We start from the raw sequence: 24,094 nt of genomic DNA, 5'->3' as shown, positions 1-24,094 counted from the left end.
GTTTGAGGTTTGATTCGCCTTTATCTTTATTTTCATGGTGACTTTTTTTCAGGTTTTATTATCTTTTCTTCCTCGTCTTTATATTTAAATCGTTCCTTTTCTTTTAGTTCCCATTTCTCCAATACTTTTAGAGCATTTAATTTTTTCTGTTCTAATGTTTGTGCTTTTGACTTACGCATCAAAAAACCCCCTATTACTTTAGTAATAAGAGGTTCTCTAGATCCTTGAAATAGTTTACGTGTATCATTAAATCATTATAAATACTTTAAATCTCCTTGCTATATAAGTCTATATTTTAAAACTTATAACTAATTGATTAAATTACTTTTAATTAGAAAAACCTCTTATTACTTCCTAGGATGTAATAAGAGGAATAAATATTTTAGGTATTAAAATGGATAGATTCTTTCTTTTCCAGGACTTTCACTTAAGTCATTTACAAATTCCTCGAGTAGTTCAAGTGAGGTATTTTTATAAATGCCTATAAAAGTTAATTTTGGTACCTTTCTTAGTAACGACTCTTCTTTATACACATATTTTACACTACCCTGAAAAGCATTTAATAATTCCTTTATTTGACCTACTGATGCATATGGTCTTGATTCAAGGAAGATTTCAAATCGGAAGAAATTTACATTTTTATCCACTCTAACATATACATGATTTTTATGGACAAAAGGAATTTCTTTCTCGGAATTATCAACGATAAAACCCTCAATAATTCGACAGATATCTCTTTTCAGTGTCCATGATACAATTTCTGAAAACGATTGCTTATTATCCATTATCAAATAATCGTATTCATCAAAATCTGCAACTACCAATTCACTGGTGTCAAAACCTTTCAAATATCTAATGGGTATATCTAAGACTACAGCAAGCTTCAGGAGGGTTGTCTGCAAGCCCTCTTCTATCATTAATTCATAATTCTTTATATTAATGTAATTACCAGATGTAATTTGCATATTTTCTCTTAGATACGGAACCGATAAGTCTTCAGAATCCAGATATGCCTTTAGTCTATAAGGCACAGGTAATCTTTCAATTAATTGATGCCAAATAAACGATTGCCTTCTTACAAACACCATGTGTTTCCACTTATAACCTCTACCAATCGGATGAAACCTTAAAAATTTTTCTAGCGTTATTTCCCCCAGCGCAAATTCATTTGCAGCTCTTACTTGATCAGTCTGGTACCCTTTCGGCTCTTTGGACATAGCTCATCACCAAAATAAGCATAGGTCCTTTTATCAAACAAAATCTCCAGTATCATAAAAACATGATAAATCTTCTCAAAAGTAATGATTAGGTTAATGCACTTAAAATATTTCATAACTATATCTTTATTATATATTGGATTCCTCGGTATTAGCTTAAAATGAAATCCAGTTAACAAACTTTATTTCAGCCCCCTTTAGCACTTTATTAAATTAAAGATAAATGGCATAGAAGTACAATTCTACGCTTATTTTCTTTAACAAAGTAAAGCGAAATTGAATTACATGTGTTTAAATTGGTGATACTGGAAATTAGTATGACTGGCCAGGAAAAATTAACAGAGCAGAAAGTTAATTTAATAGCACTTTGCGCAAGTATATTTTAGCACAATATTCTAAATATTTATATTGGAGATTTTAAATCATGAGTAATCTAACAGTTATTAAAAATGAAAATAATTTCGTAGTCCAAACTAATCCCGATTGTTTACCTGAAACCATAATTGCTTTTCTTGAAAGGAGCAATATTTCACCTGGTTATAAAAGAAACATTAGCAGGACTTTAAGATCTTTCGTAGCCGAATATGATATCAACCAATTGAACACTAAATTTCTGTCCATAGAACATTTTAATTCTTATAAAAACACTTTAGAAAAGAAAATAAAAATGGGTAATTTAAAGGCAAGCACTGCCCAGGGTTATCTAAACATTATAAATTTACTATCAAAGCATTTATTTAGAGACAAACAGATCAACTTTATTTTCAAAGCAACCTTAATTGAGAAATCAATAAAAACTAAAGCTAAAAAAAACGTTCCACCTGTTATTAATTCTTTTCTTGAAGATTTATCTTTTCAAAATTACAGCCAACTAAAAAACTATAGAAAAGATATTTTGTACTTCTTTAAATTTTTAGCCGAAGAATTTAAAAGTTTTCCAGCACCAGACTTGCTCCAAGATCAAGATGTAAAAAAAATAGATAAAGAACATATTGATTCATATCATAAATTCTTAGGGAGAAGAGTTTCATTAAATGAAATTTCAACAAGTAGGGCTTTGAATTTACTAAGGTGCTTAAAATTATTCCTTCAATATATTCGAAGACTGAACTTCATAAGTTTCAAATATTCTATACCTGGCAAATTTCAAATTCAGCATACACGAAATAATGAGTATGTTAATACCAAAGAAACCATGAAGTTAATAGATGCTATTTTAAATTATTCAAGGCTACCTGAAAGAAATTTAAGTGTATTTTTAATTATTCTTGATACTGGATGTAGGCCTATAGAAATCACTAATATGAAACTCCAAGATGTATCTACCTCAGAATCAACTATAGTGATCAGAAGTAAAAAATCAGGTCAGAGAAAGCTAAAGTTAAGTAACCTGGTAATGAAAGTACTAAGAAAATATCTAAAATACAGAGAAAAATTAGATTATAATGGGAAAACTTTATTTTTATCAACAAGTAACGAACCGCTCACTGTTAATGCAATAGGTCAAATTTATGCTGCAGCAAATAAAAAAGTATTCGGAGAAGTAAAGTATACAGCGAAAACTTATAGGCATGCATTTGCTACAAATGCACTAGAAAATAAAAATGACCTTGAAAAAGTATCCATGGCGCTGGGACACGCCCGCTTAGATTCAACTTACTATTATCTTGAAAAAAGCATTCAAAGGCTTAAAAGAAATACTCTTCAATACAACCCTGAAACAGTACTAAAGGAGGAAAGTTAACGTGCCCTTAAAGATACAATCCAATATAGATTATGAACAGGTATGTAATGAGTTAGGGATTACTATGGAGACTTTAATGTCACTAACAAGTGCATATACAACGCAAAAAAACTCGGAAAAGGTTACTTTTTTAAAGGTAGCCGATGATTTTATAGAAAATTTAACGTTGCAAGTCAAAAATAAAAAAAGAAGTAAAACTACACTGGTAACATACCTTAATTTCATAAATAGAATTAAAGAATATGTTAACAAAATTGATCCAAATTTAGCTTTGGACCAGTTCAATGAAGTGTTGCTTCTAAAATTCTATTCTACTTTGAAGTCAAGGAGAAGAACCAATAGTCAAACCAACGAGGAAAAGGAAGTTGACAAAACAGAAAACGAAGAGAAAGAAAAATTATCGGATTATACAATGAACAAATATACTGCAATTATTAGAAAGCTATTTAAGTATGCATATATTGTTGAATATGTTGACAAAGACCTATCAGTTAGATTTGATTTTAATAAAACTAAATTACTACCCAGGTATTTTAACAATGAACAGGTTAAGTCAATATTAAAACAGGCTTATAGGAGAACATACGGTTACCGTTGGTATTCTATGATATATTTTATGTTACTTACTGGGTGCAGAATTAGTGAAACAACTAACATTAAAATCAAGGATATTCATTTTGATAATGACATTATCTTTGTAAAAGGTAAAGGTAACAAAACAAGGATTATCACATTATACCCAGAGACTAAAAAACACTTAATTAGCTATTTAGATGATACTGGCTTAACTAATAAGGAAAATTGCAATGGTTTTTTATTTTCACGGGACGAGGATAATGTCAGAAAGAAGCGGATTTCTAATAGGTCTCTTCAATATCAAATAAGTAATATTTTTAAAGATGCAAATATTAATGAAAGTTACTTTACGACTCATTCGTTCAGGCATACATTTGCTGTGAATTGCTTAAAAGCCGGAATGGAAATTCAATTCCTTTCTCAGTTACTGGGGCACACAAATCCGGCAACTACTTCAATTTATACTCAACTTCTTCCTATTGATTTAAAGGAACAAGTAATGAAAAATTATCCATTCCCTATGGAAGCTCTGCTAAAAGAAATTTTATAAAAGGAGTCATAAGTTAGAAATGGAACCATATGTTAAGGAAATTGATAAATTTCTTTTATGCAAAGATTTTACTGATAGTACTAAAAAAGCTTATAAAGACAAACTTGAGCAATTTGGTCAATATCTATCCGACTTAACCGAACAAAAATATGGTGAGCTGCATTTAGAACAAATATTTGAACTGATTGATGTAAACGGTAAAACTGTACGGTTTCTACCCATTAATTCTACTTTATTAGATCAGTTCTTATTTTCGAGGACTGATAAAGGGTATTCTTGGCTTTCAACATGTCACGCTGCACTTAAAAGTTTCTTTAAATATTTATTTATGAACTATGCTTTTGATGACGTAATGTTGGAAATTGAATTTAAATTAAAAAATTATAAACCATCGAGGATACCACCGAGAATACTCAATCGGCATGAAGTTATCAGGCTTTTAAGAAGTATAATCAAACATAGTAGTAATTTAAAAAGAGATTTACTACTTTTCACTCTATTATTATCAACTGGCTCTAGAAAAAATGAAATATTGAACGCCACTGTTGAAAACATAGATTTCGACAATGATCTAATCTTTCTAAAAGAAACAAAAAACAAGCGATCACACTATATAATTTTAAGACACGGTGTTGGTAAGCTAATACAAAAATATTGCGTAGAAAATCAACTATCACATAGTGATAAACTTTTTCCCGACTTATCATACGATTCCGTAAATACACTACTAAATTCATACCTAACTTTTGCGAACCTTCCAAAAGTTAAGGTTCATTCCATGAGACATAGTTTTGGAACTATGATGTTTGAATCCGGTGCTTTAATAACAACCATTCAACAATTGTTAAATCACATTGCTCTATCATCCACTAGAACTTATATTGAACCAAACTACATTAGAAACTTTGAGTTATTCATACCAGAAAACGAGGAAATATACAATAACATCAAATTACCTTGGTGAACTAGGCTGTAGGTATCTCAAAGAGACGAGATGCCTACATTTTTCATTTATCGTTAACTTATTTTTGAATATTTTAAGTAGCTATTTTTTGTATTCAAATTCAAGTTGAAACGGGTAGTATCTTCTCTGTTTATTCAGCGTGGATTTCACCAATAATTCTTCTGGAATAACTCTTGTATAAAATATTTTTTTTATAAATGTTTTAAGAGTTTGATTTACTTCTACAGTATTCATATTCTTTAGGTTTTCTATCGAATGAATAACGCCTTGTATATTTTTTGTTATATTTTCAAATGATGGGTTATTAATTTCATTTAATGAATCCTTTTTCTCTTTCTCTAAGTTCTGCTGTAGAGTTAATAACTCTTGCTTCTTATCTCTTATCTGTTCAGTTGTAAAGATTCCCTCAACAGCAAAGTCTATTAGTCGCTTCTGTTGGCTTAAAACCTCCTTTAACTTCTTTTCAACCTTTACAAGCCTTTCAGTTAATTGATTTTTTAATTTGGTCTCATCGTTTAGCTGAATCAGCCTGAGGCTTTCCGTCAATTTATTTTTATATTCTTGTAGTTCATCGTACACTTCATTTTCTACGAATTCTAATTTAATTCCGCAGTTTTGGCACTTTTCTCCACCAATTAGTAAATATTCACAGCGTTTTATAGTATAAGTACTTGTATTTTTATTATCTTTCCTAATTGTCATTTTCCTGCCACAAACGCCACAAAAAATCAGATCTTTTAACATAGTATATCCTGTTTTGATTGCGGGTTTTTCTCTATGTTGTCTTGCATTCTTTGCTCTTTCAAGACAATCCTGATTAGCTCTTTCCCAATCTTCAGGTGATATAATCCAAGGGTGAGCTTTATCCACTACAATGGTTTCTACTATTTCATACACAAACTTACCATCTTTCTTTTTCCTTTTCCTATCATTAAATACAATGGTTCCTTTATACACTGGATTTTTTATTATTCTTTTTATGGTAGGTAATTCAAAGTGATTGTTCTTTTTTGTTTTATACCCTTCTTGATTTAAAATTTCCCTTATTTTAAAACTGCCTAAACCACTTGAATGTAAGTCAAATATATACCTAACAATTTTAGCTTCCTTATCATTTATCTCCAGCTTCTTGGTTTCATTATTTCTTACATACCCAAATGGGACATTTCCACTAACATGTAAGCCTGCTTTGGACATCTGAATTTTGTTTATTTTACTACGCTTGCCAATAACACCATGTTCATGGCTAGCGATTAAACTTCCTAAATCAAACATTAATCGGTCATTTTCATTATTTGCAAGATCGTATTCATAAAATGGAGTAATAATGGGTTTATCAAAATCTATGCAATATTGTTTAACCGTTTGAGAAATGAGTCCATTTCTTGATAAGCGTGACAGCTCAATACATAAGATCGCATCATAATTTTCAATATTATTAAATAGCCTCTGAAGTTCTATCCTGTCTTCAATGTTAGATTTACCACCACTAATTACTTCACCATAAATATCATATGTACAATTAATAGCCTTGGCATGTTCCACCAGAATCTCCCTATGGTTCTTTAATGTTTCTTCGTTTTCATTTCTTTTCTCCTGGCTGATTCTTAAATAGATTGCTACATGTTTGTGAAAGCTTGTTTTTTCCATAAAAAAAACCTCTTATGCCTTTTTATTAAAAAAGTATAAGCAGGTGAAATTGTTTTTATACTTCCTATAAAAAATACTGTCGGGACTGCATAACCTGAAGTATGTCCCCTTAAGCCTTCAATAATTTCAAGACCCTTTGTGACCGGGGCACGGAAATGGCCGATGCCTTCAGACAGGTCACATTGGTAAATATAATAAGGGCGGACACGGATTTTAACGAGGTCATGCATGAGCTTTTTCATAATCGGGACACTGTCATTGATTCCTGCAAGTATGACGGATTGGTTGCCAACAGGGACCCCAGCGTTGGCAAGCATTTCACAGGCTCGCTTTGAGTCTTCAGTAATTTCGATTGATGTATTGAAATGTGTATTCAGCCAGATTGGGTGGTATTTTTTGAGGATTGAACAAAGATTCTCTGTAATTCGCTGCGGGAAAACAACTGGTGCCCGAGTTCCAATCCTGATGATTTCAACATGGTCGATTTCTCTCAGGTTCTTTAAGATATATTCAAGAATATTATCATTGATCAGAAGACCATCTCCGCCAGATATCAATACATCCCGGACTTCTGGAGTATTCCGGATGTAGTTGATTGCGGCATCAAGCTGTTTCTTCGCAACCCCCATGCCGATTTGTCCCGAAAATCTTCTCCTTGTGCAATAGCGGCAATACATCGAGCATTGATTGGTCACGAGGAAAAGCACCCTGTCAGGATATCTGTGCGTCAAACCAGGTACAGGTGAATCTTCATCTTCATGAAGTGGATCTTCAAGATCATATTTTGTTTTGTGAATTTCCTTGGAGATAGGCACTGACTGCATCCTGATCGGACAGCGCGGGTCGTCTGGATTCATTAATGAAGCGTAGTAAGGTGTTATATTCAGCGGGATTGTTTTCGTCGAAATCCTGACACCCTCTTCTTCTTCGGGTGTAAGATTAATAACCTTCTTTAAATCATCCAGTGTCCTGATTGTATTTGTAAGCTGCCATAGCCAGTCATTCCATTGTTCCTCAGTAACATCCTTCCATAGCTCTATATCCTTCCAGTGTCTTGAAGGCTTATATAAAGTCTGTTTCATCCCAATTCCCCCTAGCTATTTTTATAGCTTTTTATAATGCAAGTTCCGTGCCAAAAGTGACGGATTATTCAGAATTCAGTCAATCCAGTCTCATGCAGGGGTTTGAGAATAATCAGCGAAATATAATCGCAAAAAAAAGAAAATAACCTGCTGAAAATTCGGCAGATTAGAATGTCATAGATTTAGTTTTTTTATTTTATATTGTAGCGTTTGTCTTGGAATGTCGAGGAGGACGGCTGCTTTCTGGACATTGCCGCCAGAAGCATCCAGCGCATCATTGATTAATTGGATTTCAAGCTCTTTAAGATGGTCTCTCAAAACAAATGAAGTACGTGTTTCTTCAGTCTGATGTGTCTGGATGTTTTTCATCATCATTGGCAGGTCCTGCCCGGTCAGCATACTGCCTTCACATACATTCATCATGTATTCAATAGTATGCTTAAGTTCTCTGACATTGCCAGGCCACGGGTGTTTATAGAAAATGGTTTTTACATGATCATCAAGTCCGGAGACATGCTTCCTCAGCTGCTTATTATATTGGTTAATGAAGATATCAGATAAATATAGGATGTCTTCTTTCCTTTGCCTTAGGGGCATCAGTTCGAATGTCAGTACATTCAAACGGTAAAACAGATCCGTCCGCAGCTGGTTTGCTTCCATTGCCTGGGCAGGGTAAACGTTCATCGCAGAAATTACCCTGACGTTGACAGAAATGACATGGGTACTTCCGATTCTTCTGACAGCACCATCCTCCAGGACACGAAGAAGCTTGGCCTGCAGGTCGAAGGGCATCGAATTAAGCTCATCAAGAAAAAGTGTTCCACCATTAGCCAACTCGAATAAACCTGGCCTGTCCACTGCTCCAGTATAGCTTCCCTTTGATGTGCCAAACAAGATGCTTTCAAGCAGGTTTTCTGGAATTGCCGCACAGTTTTGCGCAATGAAAGGTCCAACTGCCCGACTGGAGGCGTTATGGATGGATTGGACGAAAAGCTCCTTGCCGGTCCCGCTTTCCCCATACACTAGAATCGGAGAATCAGATTTTGCAAGTTTCTCTGCCTTCTTTTTAATCGTCTTAAAATGCTTATTGCTTGTAATCAAGTCTCTGAACGTATAGCCAGCTTGCTGTTTAACGGTTTTCCCGCCACGATGCTTTTGACTCTTTTGAATCTCGACCAGGCGTTCAGAAAGCTGTTTGATTTGAGTATAATCCTTTGCAATTTCAACTGCGCCAATCAAGTCTCCCTGCACAAAGATTGGCAGTGTCGAGTTGACAGTGTCAATTTTCCGCCCGTGCAAATTGACGAAGGACTGAGTTTCATTATAGATTGGTTTCTTCGTTTCAATTACTTTCAATAGAGTGCTGGACTGGTTGTTCAGTGAAGGGAACACAGCAAGGAGCGGCTTTCCAATCACCTCATTGATGTCCAATCCATCGTGCCTGGCAGCTACTTCATTATAGAAAATGGTAATACCGTCTGTATTCACTACATGGATTGCTTCGTCAATGCACTTCAATATTGCGCTTAAGATTTCTTCGGTCACATTGGATACTGAATTCATCTCATCACACTCCCATATTGAGTATATGACAGAGTGCCGAAAAACTGTCTTTTCACTGCCCAAATTTTGGCGATTTTGCCAAATCTTTTACCCAAACGTTCATGTTTTCAATTTTATCATAGATAAACACATTATTCACCAGTCTGCCCCGGTATACATAACCCAGTTGATGCAAGGCTGCGTTCATGCCGAACGATAAAGCCCTGGCTATGGAGTAAGAACAATATATGCCATTTTCGATCAGTTCCTCCTCAAGGCGGGCCAGCAGCACCTTCATTAACCCGTGCTTCCTGTGCTCTTTTAATGTTGCACAATCAGTCATCTCTGCATTTTTATAAAAAGAGTCCACTTCTGCTGATGCCGCGCTTACAATCTGACCATCATGGACAAATCCGTAATAAATAGTTCCTTCTTTCATCGTTTTGACGATATACTCTGGATTATTTAACGGTGTGGGATAAATTTGGAAAACTGCTTTGTATAATTCAGACAAGCCTTCTGCATCTCTTTCGTCCATCTTTTTCATAACGTAATCCTTTGGAGGCGTAATGTTCTGTGCTGGCTCTGCCAGATGGTAAACACTTTTAATGATTCCATCCTCTTGAAGCCAATGCGGCGAAGTCCTTCTTTCGTCGCTGAAAAACTTCGAAAAGAACACACAGTCAGAGCCTAGGAAGAATCCATCAATACTTGCTTCAAAACTGAAACCTCGTTCGATCAGCTGTGTAAAATGTTCCTTCCTTGCCTTGATGATTAATTTGTCTGCTTTTTCGCTCTCCACAAGCTTTTCAGCTTGATCCAAAATATGTGGCAAGCTGCCCAAATAATTTTCCACCCTGACCCGCTTATTCTGTGGATCAAGATAAACAGTTAGATTATAGTTTTTTTCTGATAAGGTCATTTTTTTGCCTAAATGCATGTTCATTCCCCCAATTCTTGATATAAGAATTAAATCGTATGAAAAGCCTGGCTTTGGGCCAGGCTTACGGTCAATCCAGTTTGATTGAAACAAGTTTCAGTTCGGTCATTTCTTCTAAAGCGTATTTAATCCCTTCTCTGCCGGTTCCACTCATTTTGACGCCGCCATATGGCATATGGTCTACCCGGAAAGTTGGTATTTCATTGATCATCACACCGCCGACATGGAGGTTTTTTGCAGCTTGCATCGCTTTTTGAAGATCATTCGTATAGACTCCTGCCTGCAACCCGTACTTTGAATCATTAGCCTTGGCTATCGCATCAGCGAAATCATCAAAAGTGTTGATATGAACAACCGGTGCGAACACTTCCTCACAGGAAATTTTATCAGTGAGCTGCGCATTGAGCAGCACAGTTGGCTTCAATATTTGTCTTTCACTATCTCCGCCATATACCAGCTCCGCTCCGTTTTCCACCGCGCCCTGGATCCAGGCTTTTGCCCTGGTCACATCATTTCCGCTGATCATGGCAGCTAAATCTGTTTGCTCATCCAGTGGATCTCCCACCTTCAGTTTACCAGCTTCTTCAATAAACAAAGAAACAAATTCAGCAGCGATCGCTTCGTGTACGAAAATCCTCTGGATAGAGATGCAAACCTGCCCCTGATTAGAAAAGGCTCCCGTAACGATTCTGGGCATTACCTTTTTTAGATCAGTTCCTTCATCAACAATCAAGGCCGAATTAGAACCTAGTTCCAGAGTTACTCGTTTCAACCCGGCATTTTCGCGTATATGCTTCCCAACTTCAGGACTTCCCGTAAATGTGACCATCTTCACCCGGTCATCGGCAATCAGCACATCACCAACACTTTTCCCGCTGCCAGTCACTACATTCAGCGCACCCGCAGGGAGTCCTGCTTCATAGAAATAGGAAGCAATTTTATAGGCTGATAATGGGGTCTGGCTGGCTGGCTTAAGGACTATCGTATTTCCGGCAGCGATTGCCGGCCCTACTTTATGGGCAACAAGGTTCATCGGGAAGTTGAAAGGAGTGATTGCAGCTATTACTCCCAGCGGCTCTCTTACCGTATAGGCGACTCTCCCCTCGCCTCCAGGAGCCGCGTCCATCGGGATTGTTTCACCGTGAAGCCTCCTTGCTTCTTCTGATGCAAATCTATAGGTCATGATGGTACGGTCGACTTCACCACGAGCAGCCTTCAATGGTTTGGAGGATTCCTCCGCGATCAGGCGGGCACATTCCTCCCTGTCCTCCTGGATTAATTCAGCCACTCTCCGCAGGATGTCGGAACGCTTATGTGCATCCATCTCTGCCATCGTCACTGCTGCCCCGGCAGCTGAATCAATCGCTTTAATCACCTCTTCTTTGCTTGCCTCTGCTACATCAGCAATTTTTTCTCCATTAAAAGGATTAAAAAGCGGACGATATTTACCACTTTTAACACCTTCGCCATTAATCCATAAATTCTGTCTCATTGTTTCCCCCTCCTACCGCTGGCAGCATTCAGTGATTGCAGATTCAAGCACATCGAATCCTTCCTCAATTTGATCCTCTGTTATGACCAGAGGAGCTAAAAGCCTGATTACATTTCCATAAAGACCAGCGCTCATTAAAATTAATCCTCGCTGATGTGCTTTTGCAAGTATTTCTCGAACGATTTGTCCGTTTGGCCGATCAGTCTCATCGAAAAATTCGATCGCACACATAGCACCTAAGGAACGGATATCGCCTACTTCCGGAAAACTGTCCGTAAGCTTGCCGAACCTTTGCAGGAACTTCTCTCCGAACAGGTTCGCTCTATCAAGCAGATTTTGCTCTTCTATCATTTTAACGACTTCTATTGCCGCTACACAACCGAGAGGACTTCCGCCAAAGGTCCCTCCAATTTCCCCAATACCTGCAGAGTCCATAATTTCAGCTCTTCCCGTGACTGCACTGATTGGCAGCCCTGCAGCAATCGATTTTGACATTGTCATCAAATCTGGGACCACATCGTAGTGCTCCATCGCAAACATCTTCCCTGTCCTGCCGAAACCGGTTTGGATTTCATCTGCAATAAAGAGGATCCCATACTGTTCACAAATTCTCTTCACTCCTTGAACAAAGGTTTTGGATGGAATATTAAATCCGCCTTCACCCTGAATCGGTTCCATTATGACAGCCGCAATTTCGGTGCCAGGAACCTCGCTAAGGAAAAATGTCTCAAATTTTTTCAGCATATAGGCATCAAGTTCTTCAGGTGCCATGCCTTTTTCTTGAGAATACACTGGGTATGGCCATTTATAGGTTTCCGGAGCGAACGGTCCGAACTGGTACTTGTATGGTTTGACCTTGCTCGTCAGCGACATTGCCATATAGGTCCTTCCGTGAAAACCTCGTTCAAAAGAAATGATTCCTTTTCGGCCTGAATATTTCCTTGCTATCTTTATCGCATTTTCTACTGCCTCTGCGCCGCTGCTCAGAAAGAATGTTTTTTTATCATGAGTCCCTGGAGTAATGTTGTTTAGAATTTCCGCAAGTTCTATATATGGTTCATACATCATCACATGGAAGCACGGGTGCAGATAGCGGTCGATCTGCTCATGAAGTGCTTTCACTACATTACTTGGACAGTGGCCAACATTCAGTGTTCCGATCGCGCCCGCAAAATCGATGAATGTATTTCCATCCACATCCGTCAATAAGGCACCTTCTCCTCTTTCCGCAAACGACTTGATTGTGTTGAACGGGCCCACAGGAATATTTTTTTCTTTCCGCTCTAACAATGCCTGTGCCTTTGGGCCTGGTATAGCTGTGTTAATCTTTATATCAGCCATTTGTTCGATTCCCCCTTTTTTCTCTAATAGCTGACCTCACACCACTTAAGCAAAGCAAGTGCAATGATCTCAGCCGCTTCAAAAACATCTTCAAGCTTTATATATTCGTTCGCCTGATGTGCCGTTTCCGTTACCCCGGGTCCAAAAACAACTACAGGAACTCCACCGATCTTGGAGAGGATACCGCCGTCCGTTGCCCATGGGGATGCCTCGATTAATGGAGATTTTTCCTTAACGTTCATAAAGCTTTCTGAAAGGACATGAATCAGTTCATGTTCAGGATCCAGGTCGCCTGGCAGCCAGCTTGCACCGAACCATTCAAGTTCAGGTTCATTTTCTCTCAGCCATGGGTCTGCCCTACAGACTTCGGCAATGGCCTCAAACATTTCTTGCTTTGCCTCATCCTGTGTTTCATTGGGGGCCACCCCCATCCTGCCCTCAATTACAGCTAAATCCGGTACAGATGATGGCCAGTCTCCAGCATGGATCTTTCCGATATTAATAGGAATCGGGATTGGGATGCTTTCAAAAAACGGATCAGTGATTCTTTCATTTCTCTGAGACTCCAAGATTCTCAGTCTATCAATGACCAGCATCGCTTTCTCAATCGCATTGACACCTTCATACCTCGTTCCGCCATGCGCCCCTTTTCCTTTCACTGAAATCCTGAACCACATTGATCCCTGCTGTTTTGGAAACAGCTTCATATTAGTCGGCTCAGGGATGATGGCTGCATCCGCTTTATAACCTCTCAGGACAGCGGCAAGTGTTCCCGCACCACCGCTTTCTTCTTCGATCACACTTTGAAAAATGACATCGCCCTTTAGCTTGAGTCCCGAATTTTTTATTGCCTCCATCGCCATTAGCAGTGAAGTTGTGCCGCCCTTCATATCTGTCGAGCCTCTGCCAAATAACTTGCCGCATTCGATATGGCCGCTGAACGGGTCCCTTTCCCAATCTTTTGCGTCGCCTGCGGGAACAACATCAATATGTCCATTCAGGATCATAGACTTTCCTCCACCTGTTCCCCTCATGATCCCTACAGCATTTGGGTTCCCATTGAAGTCTTTTCGATCTGAACAAAAAGCAGGGTGAACAGTCAGTCCGTTATCCCCGATTTCCCAGATATCCATTTCAAGTCCCAGCTCGCGGCATTTTTCAATAATGACTGCCTGCGCTCCGCTTTCATCCCCTCTAGTACTCGGTTCCTGAACTAATTTTTGCAAAAGCCGCGTCCCTCTAATCCTGCTTTCTTTAATGTAATTCCTCACCTTTTGCTCAGGAGTTTGCACGATATCAGCCCCTTTTAATATTCGATAATCCGGATATTTTCGTCGATTGTAAAATCGCATGCAGTCTTTCCGGTAACTTCAGTGATTGTATGTGGCGCAAAAAGTTCAGACAATATCATTGAACCGTCAATTATTTTAAAAACTGCGAGGTCGGTGATGACCATATCAACACATTTAGAAGCGGTTAGTGGCAGGGTACACGATTGAACGATTTTAGAAGCTCCGTTTTTATCACTGTGGTTCATCAATACGGCAACTTTTCTGGCTTTTTGTGCCAGCTCCATTGCCCCTCCCATGCCCGGAACCTTCTTGCCGGGGACAATCCAGTTCGCAAGGTCCCCTTTTTGGCTAACCTGCAAGGATCCTAGAATAGTAAGATCCACTCTGCCTCTGCGAATCATACCGAAGGCTACAGCACTATCACAATAAGAGGAACCCGCCATGACAGTGACTGGGAATCCACCAGCATTACACAGGTTTTCATCCTCATAACCTTTTTCCGGCGACTTCCCCATCCCGACAATTCCGTTTTCAGCATGGAACATGACTCTCGTATTTTCGGGAAGGTGGTTCGGTACCAGGGAGGGAATTCCTATGCCCAGGTTAACAACCATGCCCGGAGAGATTTCTTCGGCGGCTCGTATGGCCATTCTGTTTCTGACATCTATTCCCATGCCCATTTCCAATTCACCCCTCCAGAAGGAATTACCATATCCACGAATACACCAGGCGTGACGATTTCTTCAGGATCCAGGCTGCCAAGGGGCACGATTTCCTCTGCCTCCGCGATGGTGAATTTTCCGGCCATCGCCACTAGCGGGTTCGTATTCCTGGCACTTTTATCAAAGACAAGATTTCCATATGGATCTGCCTTTTTTGCATAAACGATTGAAACTTCGGCTGTTAACGCAGTTTCAATCAAATAATCTTTGCCGTTCAATGTCATTCTTTGTTTGCCTTTTGCAACAAACTCATGATCCACTCCTACATCTGTCAAAATGGCTCCCAGTCCCATTCCTCCCGCACGAATCCGTTCTGTAAGAGTTCCCTGCGGCGAGAATTCAACCTCCAGTTCTCCCTTGGTCATCAGATTGCCTGCTACTGGGTTGGACCCAATATGGGAGGCGATGACTTTCTTTGCTTTCCCGCGGCTGACAATTTTGCCAATGCCGATCTCGGGAAAACCTGTATCATTCCCAATCAGCACAAGATTTTTTATATCTTTTTCAAGAATGCCGTCAATCAGGTCAGGGGGAGAGCCTACTCCGCCAAATCCGCCAAACATCAAAGTCATTCCGTCATAAAAATACTCCATTGCCTGCTCAAGCGTCGCTATTTTTCCAAACGGATTATCCATCTACTTCTCAACTCCATCTTCAAAAGGAAATCCCAGTATTCTATACACATCCATGAATGTTGCCTTCAGCAATGCTATTAATTCATCAATCTCCCGCCTGGTGATGGTCAGCGGCGGGGAGATAATTATTGCATCCCCTGAAAGACCATCCAGGCCGGCGCCTGCAGGATACAGCAATATCCCATGATCTCTGCCCGACTTTACCACTATTTCAGTTAGTTTCATACTTCGTTCAAACGGGAGTTTCGCACCTGGCAATCTGACAAATTCCAGACCGAGAAGCAAGCCTTTGCCCCGGACATCCCCTATAAAATCAAACTGATTTTTCAACTTATCAAGTTTATTTTTCAGGTACACAGACTTTGATTCGACTTCACTTAAAACTTGATTGTTCTCAAGGTATTCCATGACCGCCAGTGCGGCAGCGCAGGATTGTGGGTTCGCGCTAAGAGTATGACCGCTCATAATTGATTTGGAGCCATTCAGAATAGGTTCCATGACATGGTCACTGACAACTGTTGCCGCAATCGGGGCATAACCTGCTCCCATTCCCTTACCTAGCGCGACAATATCGGGAAAGATGTTCCAGTGTTCTGATGCCAGCATCGTCCCTGTACGGCCAAAACCCGTCATGACCTCATCCGCAATGAATAATATATTGTTTTCGTCACAAATCTTTTTAATTGTTTCGTAATAGCCTTCTGGGGGTGAAATCGCCCCTCCAGCCGCACCAATAACCGGTTCTGCAATAAATCCGGCGATATGGTCTGAACCGATCCGCTTTATTGCTCCCTCAAGCTCCATCGCACATAAAAAACCACACTCAGGCGCTGTGCTTTGATATGGACAGCGATAGCAATATGGAGGTGAAATCGATGGGAATTCTTCAAGCAATGGAACAAACCTCGCTCTTCTTCCCGGATGTCCTGACATAGATAGTGCACCCAGAGTGATTCCATGGTAGCTGATCCATCTTGATAAAATTTTTGTTTTTGTCTTAATCCCTTTCTCTTGCCAATACTGAATCGCAATTTTCAGCGCGGTTTCTGTAGCCTCTGAACCACTATTTACAAAGAAACTCCAATTCAAATCTCCCGGCAAAGCATCAGCGAGTTTTTCCGCCAGCTTTTCAGCTGCCTCACTAGTGAACTGGGAGCGATAGACAAAAGACACCCGTTTGGACTGTTCATGCATTGCCAGGATAATTTCAGGAACTCCGTGTCCGATATTTGCTGTGACAGCCCCGGATGCAGCATCAAGATATTTCTTGCCATCTTTGTCAAAAAGAAAGACACCTTTTCCATAGTCAATCTCTGGATAGCTTTCATCCAAGGCAGGTTTAATCAAGTAGGACGGCTTCATAAATTCACTCCATTCACCGCAATTAAAATTAAATGGACATTCAGTAAATTGTATGAAATGAAAAGGGGAATCTTTCTTGAAGATGTAAAAAATAAGTGGTACTAGCACGGGATTAGGGAAGGATCTGATACATTTTCGTAAATGAGGAAGCCTGCAGCTCTGACAAATTCTGCTCTTCCATCGGCTGTTTTGTCCGACAAATTCCAGGCATAAAAAAAGGACACCTATAAAAGGTGCCATCAGAAGTTTATATCCTCATTCTTTTTGTTCGATAAAGATCTCGGTTTGGCCACCTGCTGCCTTTACTGTTGCAACTGCCCCAATAGGCAGTGTGGCAAGAGGCTGGACATGCCCGAAGTTGACGTTTGCAATGATTGGGATATTCCGCAGCTCTTCCTTACTTGAAATAATCTTCCTTAGAGCTTCTTCCGTAATATTGGAGTTCTTTTGGAAACGGCCAATCAACAGAGCTTTTATTGAGTCAGCATCTGGAAGATGAAGCAGCGATTGCAGGTCCCTGTCGAAGCTTCTGGAGTGGCTTTCTTCGTCATCCTCAATGAACAGGATGCTATCCTTGAGGGGAAGGCATGAATTCTGTACCCTGAAGAAGGTTCATCGTACAAAGATTGCCGCCGATCAGCCTTCCCTCTGCTTCGCCTTCCTGAAAAATCGAGTAGGAGCTTTGTTCATGGAATGTCCGATTTTCCTGGTCGAGATACCAGGCGTCATCAGACCATGTACTTGATGGAACGATTTCATAAGGCGCATCATTGGTGACTGCCTGCAAGAACGATTCCATCGTATATTCAAGTCCATGCTTTACGCCGAAGCTCGAAAAAAGGGGCCCAGAATAAGTAACGAGACCTGTTTTTTGATAAATAGCTAACTGCAGCGCTGTAATGTCACTGTACCCGCAAAAAACCTTCGGATTAGCAGCAATCAGGTCAAAGTCTATATATTTTAGCAGCTGGTTAGAATTATAGCCGCCAAGTGCAGTAAGGATCCCTTTTACATTTGGATCTGCAAATGCATCATGCAGGTCCTCGATTCTTTCTGCAATGGAAGAGCTGAAAAACTCATCATGGGCATCTGCGTTCTTTCCGAATGTCACATTGAAGCCCAGTTTGGTCAACCTTTCAACAGCCAAATCAACCTGAGCTTCCTTTAAAATGATCATGCTGGTCGCAGGCGCAATTACTCTTATTTCATCCCCTGGCACTAATTTAGGTGCAAACATACTTTCCCCGCCTCTTCTGTATTTAGGTTTATTTTATCAAAGAAGTGGAAGTGTGTATGCATCTTTAAACTAGCGCTGGCTCTGTTTTCCGGCCAACCCTGGACTTTTCGATGATATCGGTGGCAATCCATACACCGCATGCGCTCGCCTGTGCCAGGCCTCTCGTGATTCCGGCTCCGTCCCCGCCAACATACAGGCCGCTGATTTCGGTTTCAAACCTGTCATTCAACTTCGGCCTTGCGGAGTAGAATTTCGCTTCAACACCATAAAACAAAGTATGGTCTGAAGCAAGACCAGGAGTTACCTGGTTGAGCGCTTCCGTCATTTCAATCAAACTTTTCAGCGTATTATATGGAAGGACTAGCCCAAGATCCCCGGGAACAGCTTCCTTCAAAGTCGGTTCCAGGAATCCTTCTTTGATCCTTTTTTCAGTGGACCTTCTCCCTTTTAAAATATCACCATACTTCTGTACAATCAGGCCGCCATTTGAAAGACTGTTTGCCAGCCTGGAGATTTCATGGGCATATTCATTGGGCTTATCAAATGGCTCAGAAAAAGTATGGGACACAAGCAAGGCGAAATTGGTATTGCTGCTTCCCAGATTAGGATCTTTGTACGCGTGGCCATTAGCAAGCATGATTCCGGAGTGGTTTTCGACTACAACATGTCCGGATGGATTACTGCAGAACGTTCTCACACTGGTTCCTACGGATGTATTGAAGATGAATTTCCCTTCATATAAATGCTCATTTATTTCCTCCATGACGACATTTGAAGTTTCAACACGGACTCCAATATCGACCTGGTTATTGATCATCTTAAGCCTTCTTTTTTTCAATAGCTGCGTCAGCCATTTGGAGCCGTCACGGCCCGGGGCAACTACAATTTTATCGGCAAAAATCTGCTGGCCATTCCTAAGTTCAACACCTGTGACTTTATGGCCTTCAGGCGTTTTTTCTGTAATCAAATCCTCGATTTCCGTCTTGAACGCCATATCGACTTTATCTTTTAAGTACTCAAATATATTTTTCAAGATTTCAAGATTCTGTTCCGTCCCAAGATGGCGGACCTGTGCTCTCAGCAGTTTCAATCCTGCGGCATAGCCTCTTCTCTCAATTTCCCTTACCTTATCTGTCATTGGATCTGTAATGCTTTCTGTAGCTCCATGCTTGAGGTTAATTCCATCCACGTATTTAATAAGCTCGACAACTTTTGAATCAGGAAGGTAATCCGTCATCCATCCGCCGAATTCGCTTGTAATATTGAATTTTCCATCTGAATAGGCTCCGGCACCGCCAAATCCGTTCGTTATTGAACATGCAGGAAGGCAGCCGGCATAATCCTTCTTCCCTGCTGCTGGCGGGCATTTCTCAATCTTTTTCTGTAAAATCGGGCAGTTCCTGCGATAAATATCATGGCCCTTATCAACAAGCAGCACTTTTGCTTCAGGCATTTTTAACGATAATTCATAACAAGTAAATATACCTGCCGGACCTGCTCCAACGACAATCACATCATAGTTTGTATTCATACAGCATCCCCCGCCAATCTGTTTTTTGCTTAACACTTGGTAAATATAACAAAATACAGCGATGTCGTCAACTTAAATAGCGAACTATATTTCATAACAAACAATTAATTGTTCGTGTTTTATCGAATCAAAATAAGAGGCTGCCTGTCACCAGGCAACCTCTTAGACTTTTCGAGAATTAAATTGTTTTTACCAGTTATAGCTGCAGCATGCGCCAATGATGATTAACAAGATAAACAGAACAACGATCAATGCAAAACCGCCGTATCCGTATCCTGTGCCAACACCAGCCACACCTGCATAAGGATAACCTCCGCCACAGAAAGTGCCATGCATTGGTGCTGTTCCCATCGGTGATGTTACAGGCATTGGGGCATTATCATATCCGTACATTAAAAACCACTCCTCGTTTGTTTTTGAATTGCTTTCCCTTTACGGTATGATATGGGTACTTGACCCGTTTGTGCATTAGCCCATTTTTAAAAAAATATCGATTCAATCAAAGAAATGAATTACAGTCTTCGCGCTGAAAAATTTCTTTTCACAGTTCCTGTACTAGCAGTTACAATTAGCTTAAAGGCTTACTTTCCGGAGGGATACCAACACGAATGAAATCCAGCGCTAAAAAAGTATTCAGTATAGTTTTTCTTGCCGCCGCAGTTATTTCCTTTTTAGCGATACAGTCAGAACATTACCTTTCCGAAGATTTATCAGTATATGAAAAAATTGAAGCAGGTTCATCATTCAATTATTTGGTCATCGGTGACAGCATTGGCCGGGGTGCTGGGGCAGAAAATAAAAATTTGCGATGGTACAGCCAGCTTGAAGTGCTTTTAAAGGATTTCAGCGGGACCCGGGCACGCAGGAATATGCTCGTCCAAAGCGGCGCAACCGCCTTTGAAGGAATTTACAAACTTCAAAAGGCTCCAAAATTCCGGGATATTGATCTCATCTTCATCGTTTTTGGTGAAAATGACCGCAAATACATGGATTCCGAACAGTTTACTTTTTTTTATGAAAAATTGATCCGTAATGCCAAGGAGCGTTACCCAGGATCCGAAGTCATTACCATCATTGAAAGTCCCTTAAAACAGGAACAATTTGCTGATGCAATTAAACGAGTATCCGCCCATTACGGAGCAAAGCCGCTGGACATGCGCATTCCATTTAAGAAATCGGGGATGCTCACAGAGCAGCTTACGACGGATACTGTACATCCTAATGGTAAGGGATACCAGTTGTATGCTGCTTCAATTCTTGAACTGATCAAGAATAATATTGAAACAGATGCCGAGATTGCCAGTCTGCCAAAGCCATTGACCAGGGAGCAGACCTTATCCTTTTATGAAAAAAAGAACTTATCTGGAAGCAAGGGATTCGTCATCGAAAATGGAATAAATATCAGTAAAAGAAATGGCGACTATCTAGAGTACGAGTTCAAAGGCTCCATCCTTGGGGTAAAAGCTATTCGCAGTCAGTATGGCGGAAATCTGAGGGTGTATATTGACGGGGAATATATCAGGACAATTTCCACCTGGTGGCCTTTCACACGTGAAAGGTATCTATATATCGCGAGCGGCCTGGATAAAGGACAACACAATGTCCGGTTTGAAACAGTCGAAAAAACGTCTCCAAACAATAGCAGTGAACAGCAAATTATCCAGATTTCTTCGATTATCGTCGCGAAGGATAAGAAAAAACAATCATAGAAAAACCCTGTAAAAAAGTGTATGATACTTCCATATGTTTTGAATAAGGAGTTTACCATGAAAAGTGTATTGAAGAACTTCATTAACGGGATCCTGACAATAGTCCCGATTATTCTCGTTATCTATGTCATTTATAAAGTATTCATGTTTTTAGACAGTCTTCTTGGAAATGTACTGAAACCATATTTACAAGAAAGGTACATTCCTGGCATCGGCCTTCTGACAACCCTGATCCTGATTACCATTCTGGGATGGCTGTCAACCCGGTTCATCACTGGAAGTATCATTAAGCTAATTGACAAGCTTCTGGAAAAGACTCCTTTTGTAAAAACGGTTTATTCGGTTATAAAGGATACAATCCATTCCTTCCTTGGTGAGAAAAAGTCATTTTCGAAGGTTGCTTTGGTTACAATACCCGGTACCCATATGAAGAGTCTCGGCTTCATCACAACAGATGACCTGAAGGCGTTCCATAAGCCATTGTCAGAGTATGTTGCTGTCTACGTGCCTCAAACGTTTCAGGTGGCAGGTTTCACCTTCTTGATTCCCAAAACTGACGTTGAAATCATTGATGTAAAACCTGAAGATGCAATGAAATTCATCCTTTCAGGCGGAATGACCTCCACTAATGGCCAAAAACCTGTCAATGAAAACAGCCGCTGAATCAGCGGCTGTTTTTCATTGACGAACAATCCCTTTAGGTCTTTCCGAGTATACTCACTTACCTATTCAAAAGTCACTTCCAGGATGGGTGTCGTGCCCTTTTCAACATTTCCTTCTGTTAAGACCTTCAATGATGCAGCCTGATCCGTGTTGGTGATAATAATCGGTGTTACTGTACTCTTTGCTTTTTCGCTGATAACGGAAAGGTCAAAGGTTACCAGTTTATCGCCTACCTTAACTTTGTCGCCTTGTGCTACATGTGTTTCGAATCCTTCACCCTTAAGAGAAACAGTTTCCAATCCAATATGGATCAATAGCTCTGCTCCGTTTTTCGCTCTTATTCCGACCGCGTGCTTAGTCGGGAAAACCTGAATGATTTCACCTTCGACTGGCGACACAACAACCCCCTCTGATGGTTCAATCGCTACTCCGTCTCCCATCATTTTTTCTGAAAAGACAGGATCAGGAACAGCACTTAAATTTACTGCATTCCCGGTAATGGGTGATAGCAGCTGGATTGTTTTAACCTGCTCTTCTTTTTTTCCGAATAACTTTTTAAACAAACGAATCATTCCTTCCATTCTTAGAACTATGATTAATCCTGGAACAGCTTAAGGTACTCTCCATACCCTTCCTCTTCCATTTTTTCTTTCGGTACAAACCTCAATGCAGCGGAATTAATGCAATATCGCAGGCCATTCTCTCCGGGACCATCATCAAACACATGGCCCAGATGGGAATCTGCTGTTTTACTGCGCACTTCAGTCCTGACCATGAAATGGCTAAGGTCTTGTTTTTCGGTTACTTCTTCCTCCATGATCGGCTTGGTGAAACTTGGCCAGCCGCATCCCGCATCATATTTATCCCGGGAACTAAATAAAGGCTTGCCAGAGACAATATCAACATATATCCCTTCTCGCAGATCATTCCAATACTCATTCCTGAATGGCGGTTCTGTTCCATTATTTTGTGTAACTTCATATTGCATGGGTGTCAATCTTTTCTTTAACTCCTCTGGATTTTTCTTCATCATTCCTTTTCCCCCCAATGATTCCTGATAAAAGCTTTGCGCCCTGAACCGATTTGATAAGCATTGTATCTTTCAGGGTTTTTCTTATAATAATCCTGATGGTATGTCTCTGCGGGATAAAACGTTTTGGCCGGCAAGATCTGGGTAACGATAGGTTTCGTGAAAACCCCGCTATCTGCAAGCTTTTGTTTTGATTCTTCAGCCAGCTGTCTTTGTTCTTCATTATGATAAAAAATCGCGGTTTGGTATGATTGACCCCTGTCGTAAAACTGGCCTCCTGGGTCGGTCGGATCTATTTGCTGCCAGTATAACTCGAGCAGCTTCTCATAAGGAAAGATTTCCGGATTGTATGTGATTTGCACGGCTTCATAATGTCCGGTGGTCTCGCTGCAAACCTGCTCATATGTAGGATTTTCAGTCGTGCCTCCAGTATAGCCGGAAACAACGCTGACAATGCCAGGCTGCTCATCGAACGGCTTGACCATGCACCAGAAACATCCTCCGGCAAATGTCGCAAGCTCATGATTACCTTTTTCCATAGTGACACCTCTTCTTTCAAACTTTAGATAAATCGATAAATCGATGAAACACTCTACTCAAATACTTATTCCCTATTCTATAACTTTTAAAGCAAAAAACACATTCAGAACACTTCAAGAAAAAAAGCGTAAGCGCCTCGTTCAGCCCCGACAAGCGCTGGAGGGCTGACCGGTGAAGTCGTTCTTTGACTTCATTGGGCAGACCGAAATCGAAAAGTATAGCCGACTGTCCAGAAACGCAGAAACTGGAGACTTCGACAAAGAAGCGCTTTTTGC

21 protein-coding genes and 2 pseudogenes are annotated in these 24,094 nt (G+C 40.1%); 5 read left to right on the top strand and 18 right to left on the bottom strand.

The window, feature by feature from the left end; all coding sequences use genetic code 11:
* Positions 1–32: 32 nt before the first annotated feature.
* Positions 33–179, bottom strand: coding sequence for a hypothetical protein (locus tag J7I80_RS09875; RefSeq protein ID WP_158651563.1), 147 nt, complete (start codon positions 177–179; stop codon positions 33–35).
* A gap of 210 nt (positions 180–389) precedes the next feature.
* The gene (locus J7I80_RS09870) at positions 390–1,217 is read right to left on the bottom strand and encodes a hypothetical protein (protein ID WP_214738030.1); all 828 of its coding nucleotides are present in this window, start codon (positions 1,215–1,217) and stop codon (positions 390–392) included.
* 424 nt (positions 1,218–1,641) lie between these two features.
* Between J7I80_RS09870 and J7I80_RS09865 the strand changes: the two genes are divergently transcribed.
* Genes J7I80_RS09865 through J7I80_RS09855 form a run of 3 tightly spaced genes read left to right on the top strand, consistent with a single transcriptional unit; the run spans position 1,642 to position 5,051 of the window.
* A complete protein-coding gene (locus tag J7I80_RS09865) occupies positions 1,642–2,961 on the top strand; it encodes a tyrosine-type recombinase/integrase (RefSeq protein WP_214738028.1) in 1,320 nt (439 codons plus the stop codon).
* Between the two features lies 1 nt (position 2,962).
* Positions 2,963–4,087 (top strand): tyrosine-type recombinase/integrase, encoded by a 1,125-nt coding sequence (locus tag J7I80_RS09860; protein WP_214738025.1) that lies wholly within the window; start codon positions 2,963–2,965, stop codon positions 4,085–4,087.
* A 19-nt stretch (positions 4,088–4,106) separates the two neighbouring features.
* A complete protein-coding gene (locus J7I80_RS09855; RefSeq protein WP_214738023.1) occupies positions 4,107–5,051 on the top strand; it encodes a tyrosine-type recombinase/integrase in 945 nt (314 codons plus the stop codon).
* A gap of 81 nt (positions 5,052–5,132) precedes the next feature.
* On the opposite strand, the gene J7I80_RS09850 is transcribed toward J7I80_RS09855, so the two are convergent.
* The 13 genes and pseudogenes from J7I80_RS09850 to J7I80_RS23735 all read right to left on the bottom strand — a co-directional run bounded on the left by J7I80_RS09850 (position 5,133) and on the right by J7I80_RS23735 (position 20,171).
* Complete coding sequence (locus J7I80_RS09850; RefSeq protein WP_214738021.1) at positions 5,133–6,701, bottom strand: recombinase family protein; 1,569 nt, start codon at positions 6,699–6,701, stop codon at positions 5,133–5,135.
* Between the two features lie 77 nt (positions 6,702–6,778).
* A pseudogene (gene kamA, locus J7I80_RS09845) lies at positions 6,779–7,783 on the bottom strand (lysine 2,3-aminomutase); the annotation flags it as partial.
* Between the two features lie 174 nt (positions 7,784–7,957).
* Positions 7,958–9,346, bottom strand: coding sequence for a sigma-54 interaction domain-containing protein (locus J7I80_RS09840; protein WP_214738019.1), 1,389 nt, complete (start codon positions 9,344–9,346; stop codon positions 7,958–7,960).
* A gap of 52 nt (positions 9,347–9,398) precedes the next feature.
* Positions 9,399–10,265, bottom strand: a complete 867-nt coding sequence (gene ablB / locus J7I80_RS09835; protein WP_353050099.1) for a putative beta-lysine N-acetyltransferase — start codon at positions 10,263–10,265, stop codon at positions 9,399–9,401.
* A 70-nt stretch (positions 10,266–10,335) separates the two neighbouring features.
* Positions 10,336–11,757: an aldehyde dehydrogenase family protein gene (locus J7I80_RS09830; protein ID WP_214738015.1), complete on the bottom strand. Its 1,422-nt coding sequence runs from the start codon at positions 11,755–11,757 to the stop codon at positions 10,336–10,338.
* A 12-nt stretch (positions 11,758–11,769) separates the two neighbouring features.
* Positions 11,770–13,098 (bottom strand): 4-aminobutyrate--2-oxoglutarate transaminase, encoded by a 1,329-nt coding sequence (gene gabT, locus J7I80_RS09825; protein ID WP_214738013.1) that lies wholly within the window; start codon positions 13,096–13,098, stop codon positions 11,770–11,772.
* 23 nt (positions 13,099–13,121) lie between these two features.
* The gene (locus J7I80_RS09820) at positions 13,122–14,390 is read right to left on the bottom strand and encodes a peptidase (protein ID WP_353050098.1); all 1,269 of its coding nucleotides are present in this window, start codon (positions 14,388–14,390) and stop codon (positions 13,122–13,124) included.
* A 14-nt stretch (positions 14,391–14,404) separates the two neighbouring features.
* A complete protein-coding gene (locus tag J7I80_RS09815) occupies positions 14,405–15,070 on the bottom strand; it encodes a 3-oxoacid CoA-transferase subunit B (protein WP_214738009.1) in 666 nt (221 codons plus the stop codon).
* The gene (locus tag J7I80_RS09810) at positions 15,055–15,747 is read right to left on the bottom strand and encodes a CoA transferase subunit A (protein ID WP_214738007.1); all 693 of its coding nucleotides are present in this window, start codon (positions 15,745–15,747) and stop codon (positions 15,055–15,057) included. The genes J7I80_RS09815 and J7I80_RS09810 overlap by 16 nt, the downstream gene beginning before the upstream one ends.
* Positions 15,748–17,109 carry an aspartate aminotransferase family protein gene (locus J7I80_RS09805; protein WP_214738005.1) on the bottom strand — a complete coding sequence of 454 codons (1,362 nt, stop codon included), beginning with the start codon at positions 17,107–17,109 and terminating at the stop codon, positions 15,748–15,750.
* A 255-nt stretch (positions 17,110–17,364) separates the two neighbouring features.
* Positions 17,365–18,346 (bottom strand): annotated as a pseudogene (locus tag J7I80_RS09800) (S66 family peptidase).
* Between the two features lie 64 nt (positions 18,347–18,410).
* Positions 18,411–19,877, bottom strand: coding sequence for an NAD(P)/FAD-dependent oxidoreductase (locus tag J7I80_RS09795; protein ID WP_214738003.1), 1,467 nt, complete (start codon positions 19,875–19,877; stop codon positions 18,411–18,413).
* Positions 19,878–20,066: 189 nt separating this feature from the next.
* Positions 20,067–20,171 carry a YjcZ family sporulation protein gene (locus J7I80_RS23735; protein ID WP_483297696.1) on the bottom strand — a complete coding sequence of 35 codons (105 nt, stop codon included), beginning with the start codon at positions 20,169–20,171 and terminating at the stop codon, positions 20,067–20,069.
* A 314-nt stretch (positions 20,172–20,485) separates the two neighbouring features.
* Between J7I80_RS23735 and J7I80_RS09785 the strand changes: the two genes are divergently transcribed.
* Both J7I80_RS09785 and J7I80_RS09780 read left to right on the top strand, forming a co-directional pair.
* Positions 20,486–21,586 (top strand): SGNH/GDSL hydrolase family protein, encoded by a 1,101-nt coding sequence (locus J7I80_RS09785; protein ID WP_214738001.1) that lies wholly within the window; start codon positions 20,486–20,488, stop codon positions 21,584–21,586.
* A 57-nt stretch (positions 21,587–21,643) separates the two neighbouring features.
* A complete protein-coding gene (locus tag J7I80_RS09780; protein WP_214737999.1) occupies positions 21,644–22,249 on the top strand; it encodes a DUF502 domain-containing protein in 606 nt (201 codons plus the stop codon).
* Between the two features lie 62 nt (positions 22,250–22,311).
* On the opposite strand, the gene J7I80_RS09775 is transcribed toward J7I80_RS09780, so the two are convergent.
* The 3 genes from J7I80_RS09775 to msrA are packed head-to-tail and all read right to left on the bottom strand — an operon-like array spanning position 22,312 to position 23,818.
* Entirely contained in the window at positions 22,312–22,812 is a 501-nt protein-coding gene (locus tag J7I80_RS09775; protein ID WP_214737997.1) for a PTS sugar transporter subunit IIA, read from the bottom strand.
* 32 nt (positions 22,813–22,844) lie between these two features.
* Positions 22,845–23,279: a peptide-methionine (R)-S-oxide reductase MsrB gene (msrB, locus tag J7I80_RS09770; RefSeq protein WP_214738082.1), complete on the bottom strand. Its 435-nt coding sequence runs from the start codon at positions 23,277–23,279 to the stop codon at positions 22,845–22,847.
* The gene (msrA, locus tag J7I80_RS09765; RefSeq protein WP_214737995.1) at positions 23,279–23,818 is read right to left on the bottom strand and encodes a peptide-methionine (S)-S-oxide reductase MsrA; all 540 of its coding nucleotides are present in this window, start codon (positions 23,816–23,818) and stop codon (positions 23,279–23,281) included. The genes msrB and msrA overlap by 1 nt, the downstream gene beginning before the upstream one ends.
* Positions 23,819–24,094 lie beyond the last annotated feature (276 nt).

The sequence above is a fragment of the Bacillus sp. ISL-41 genome, assembly GCF_018613235.1.
In the GTDB taxonomy this organism is placed as follows: Bacteria; Bacillota; Bacilli; order Bacillales; family Cytobacillaceae; genus Mesobacillus.
Note: the sequence above shows the minus strand (reverse complement) of the source record. Positions and strands in the feature narration are given on the sequence as shown.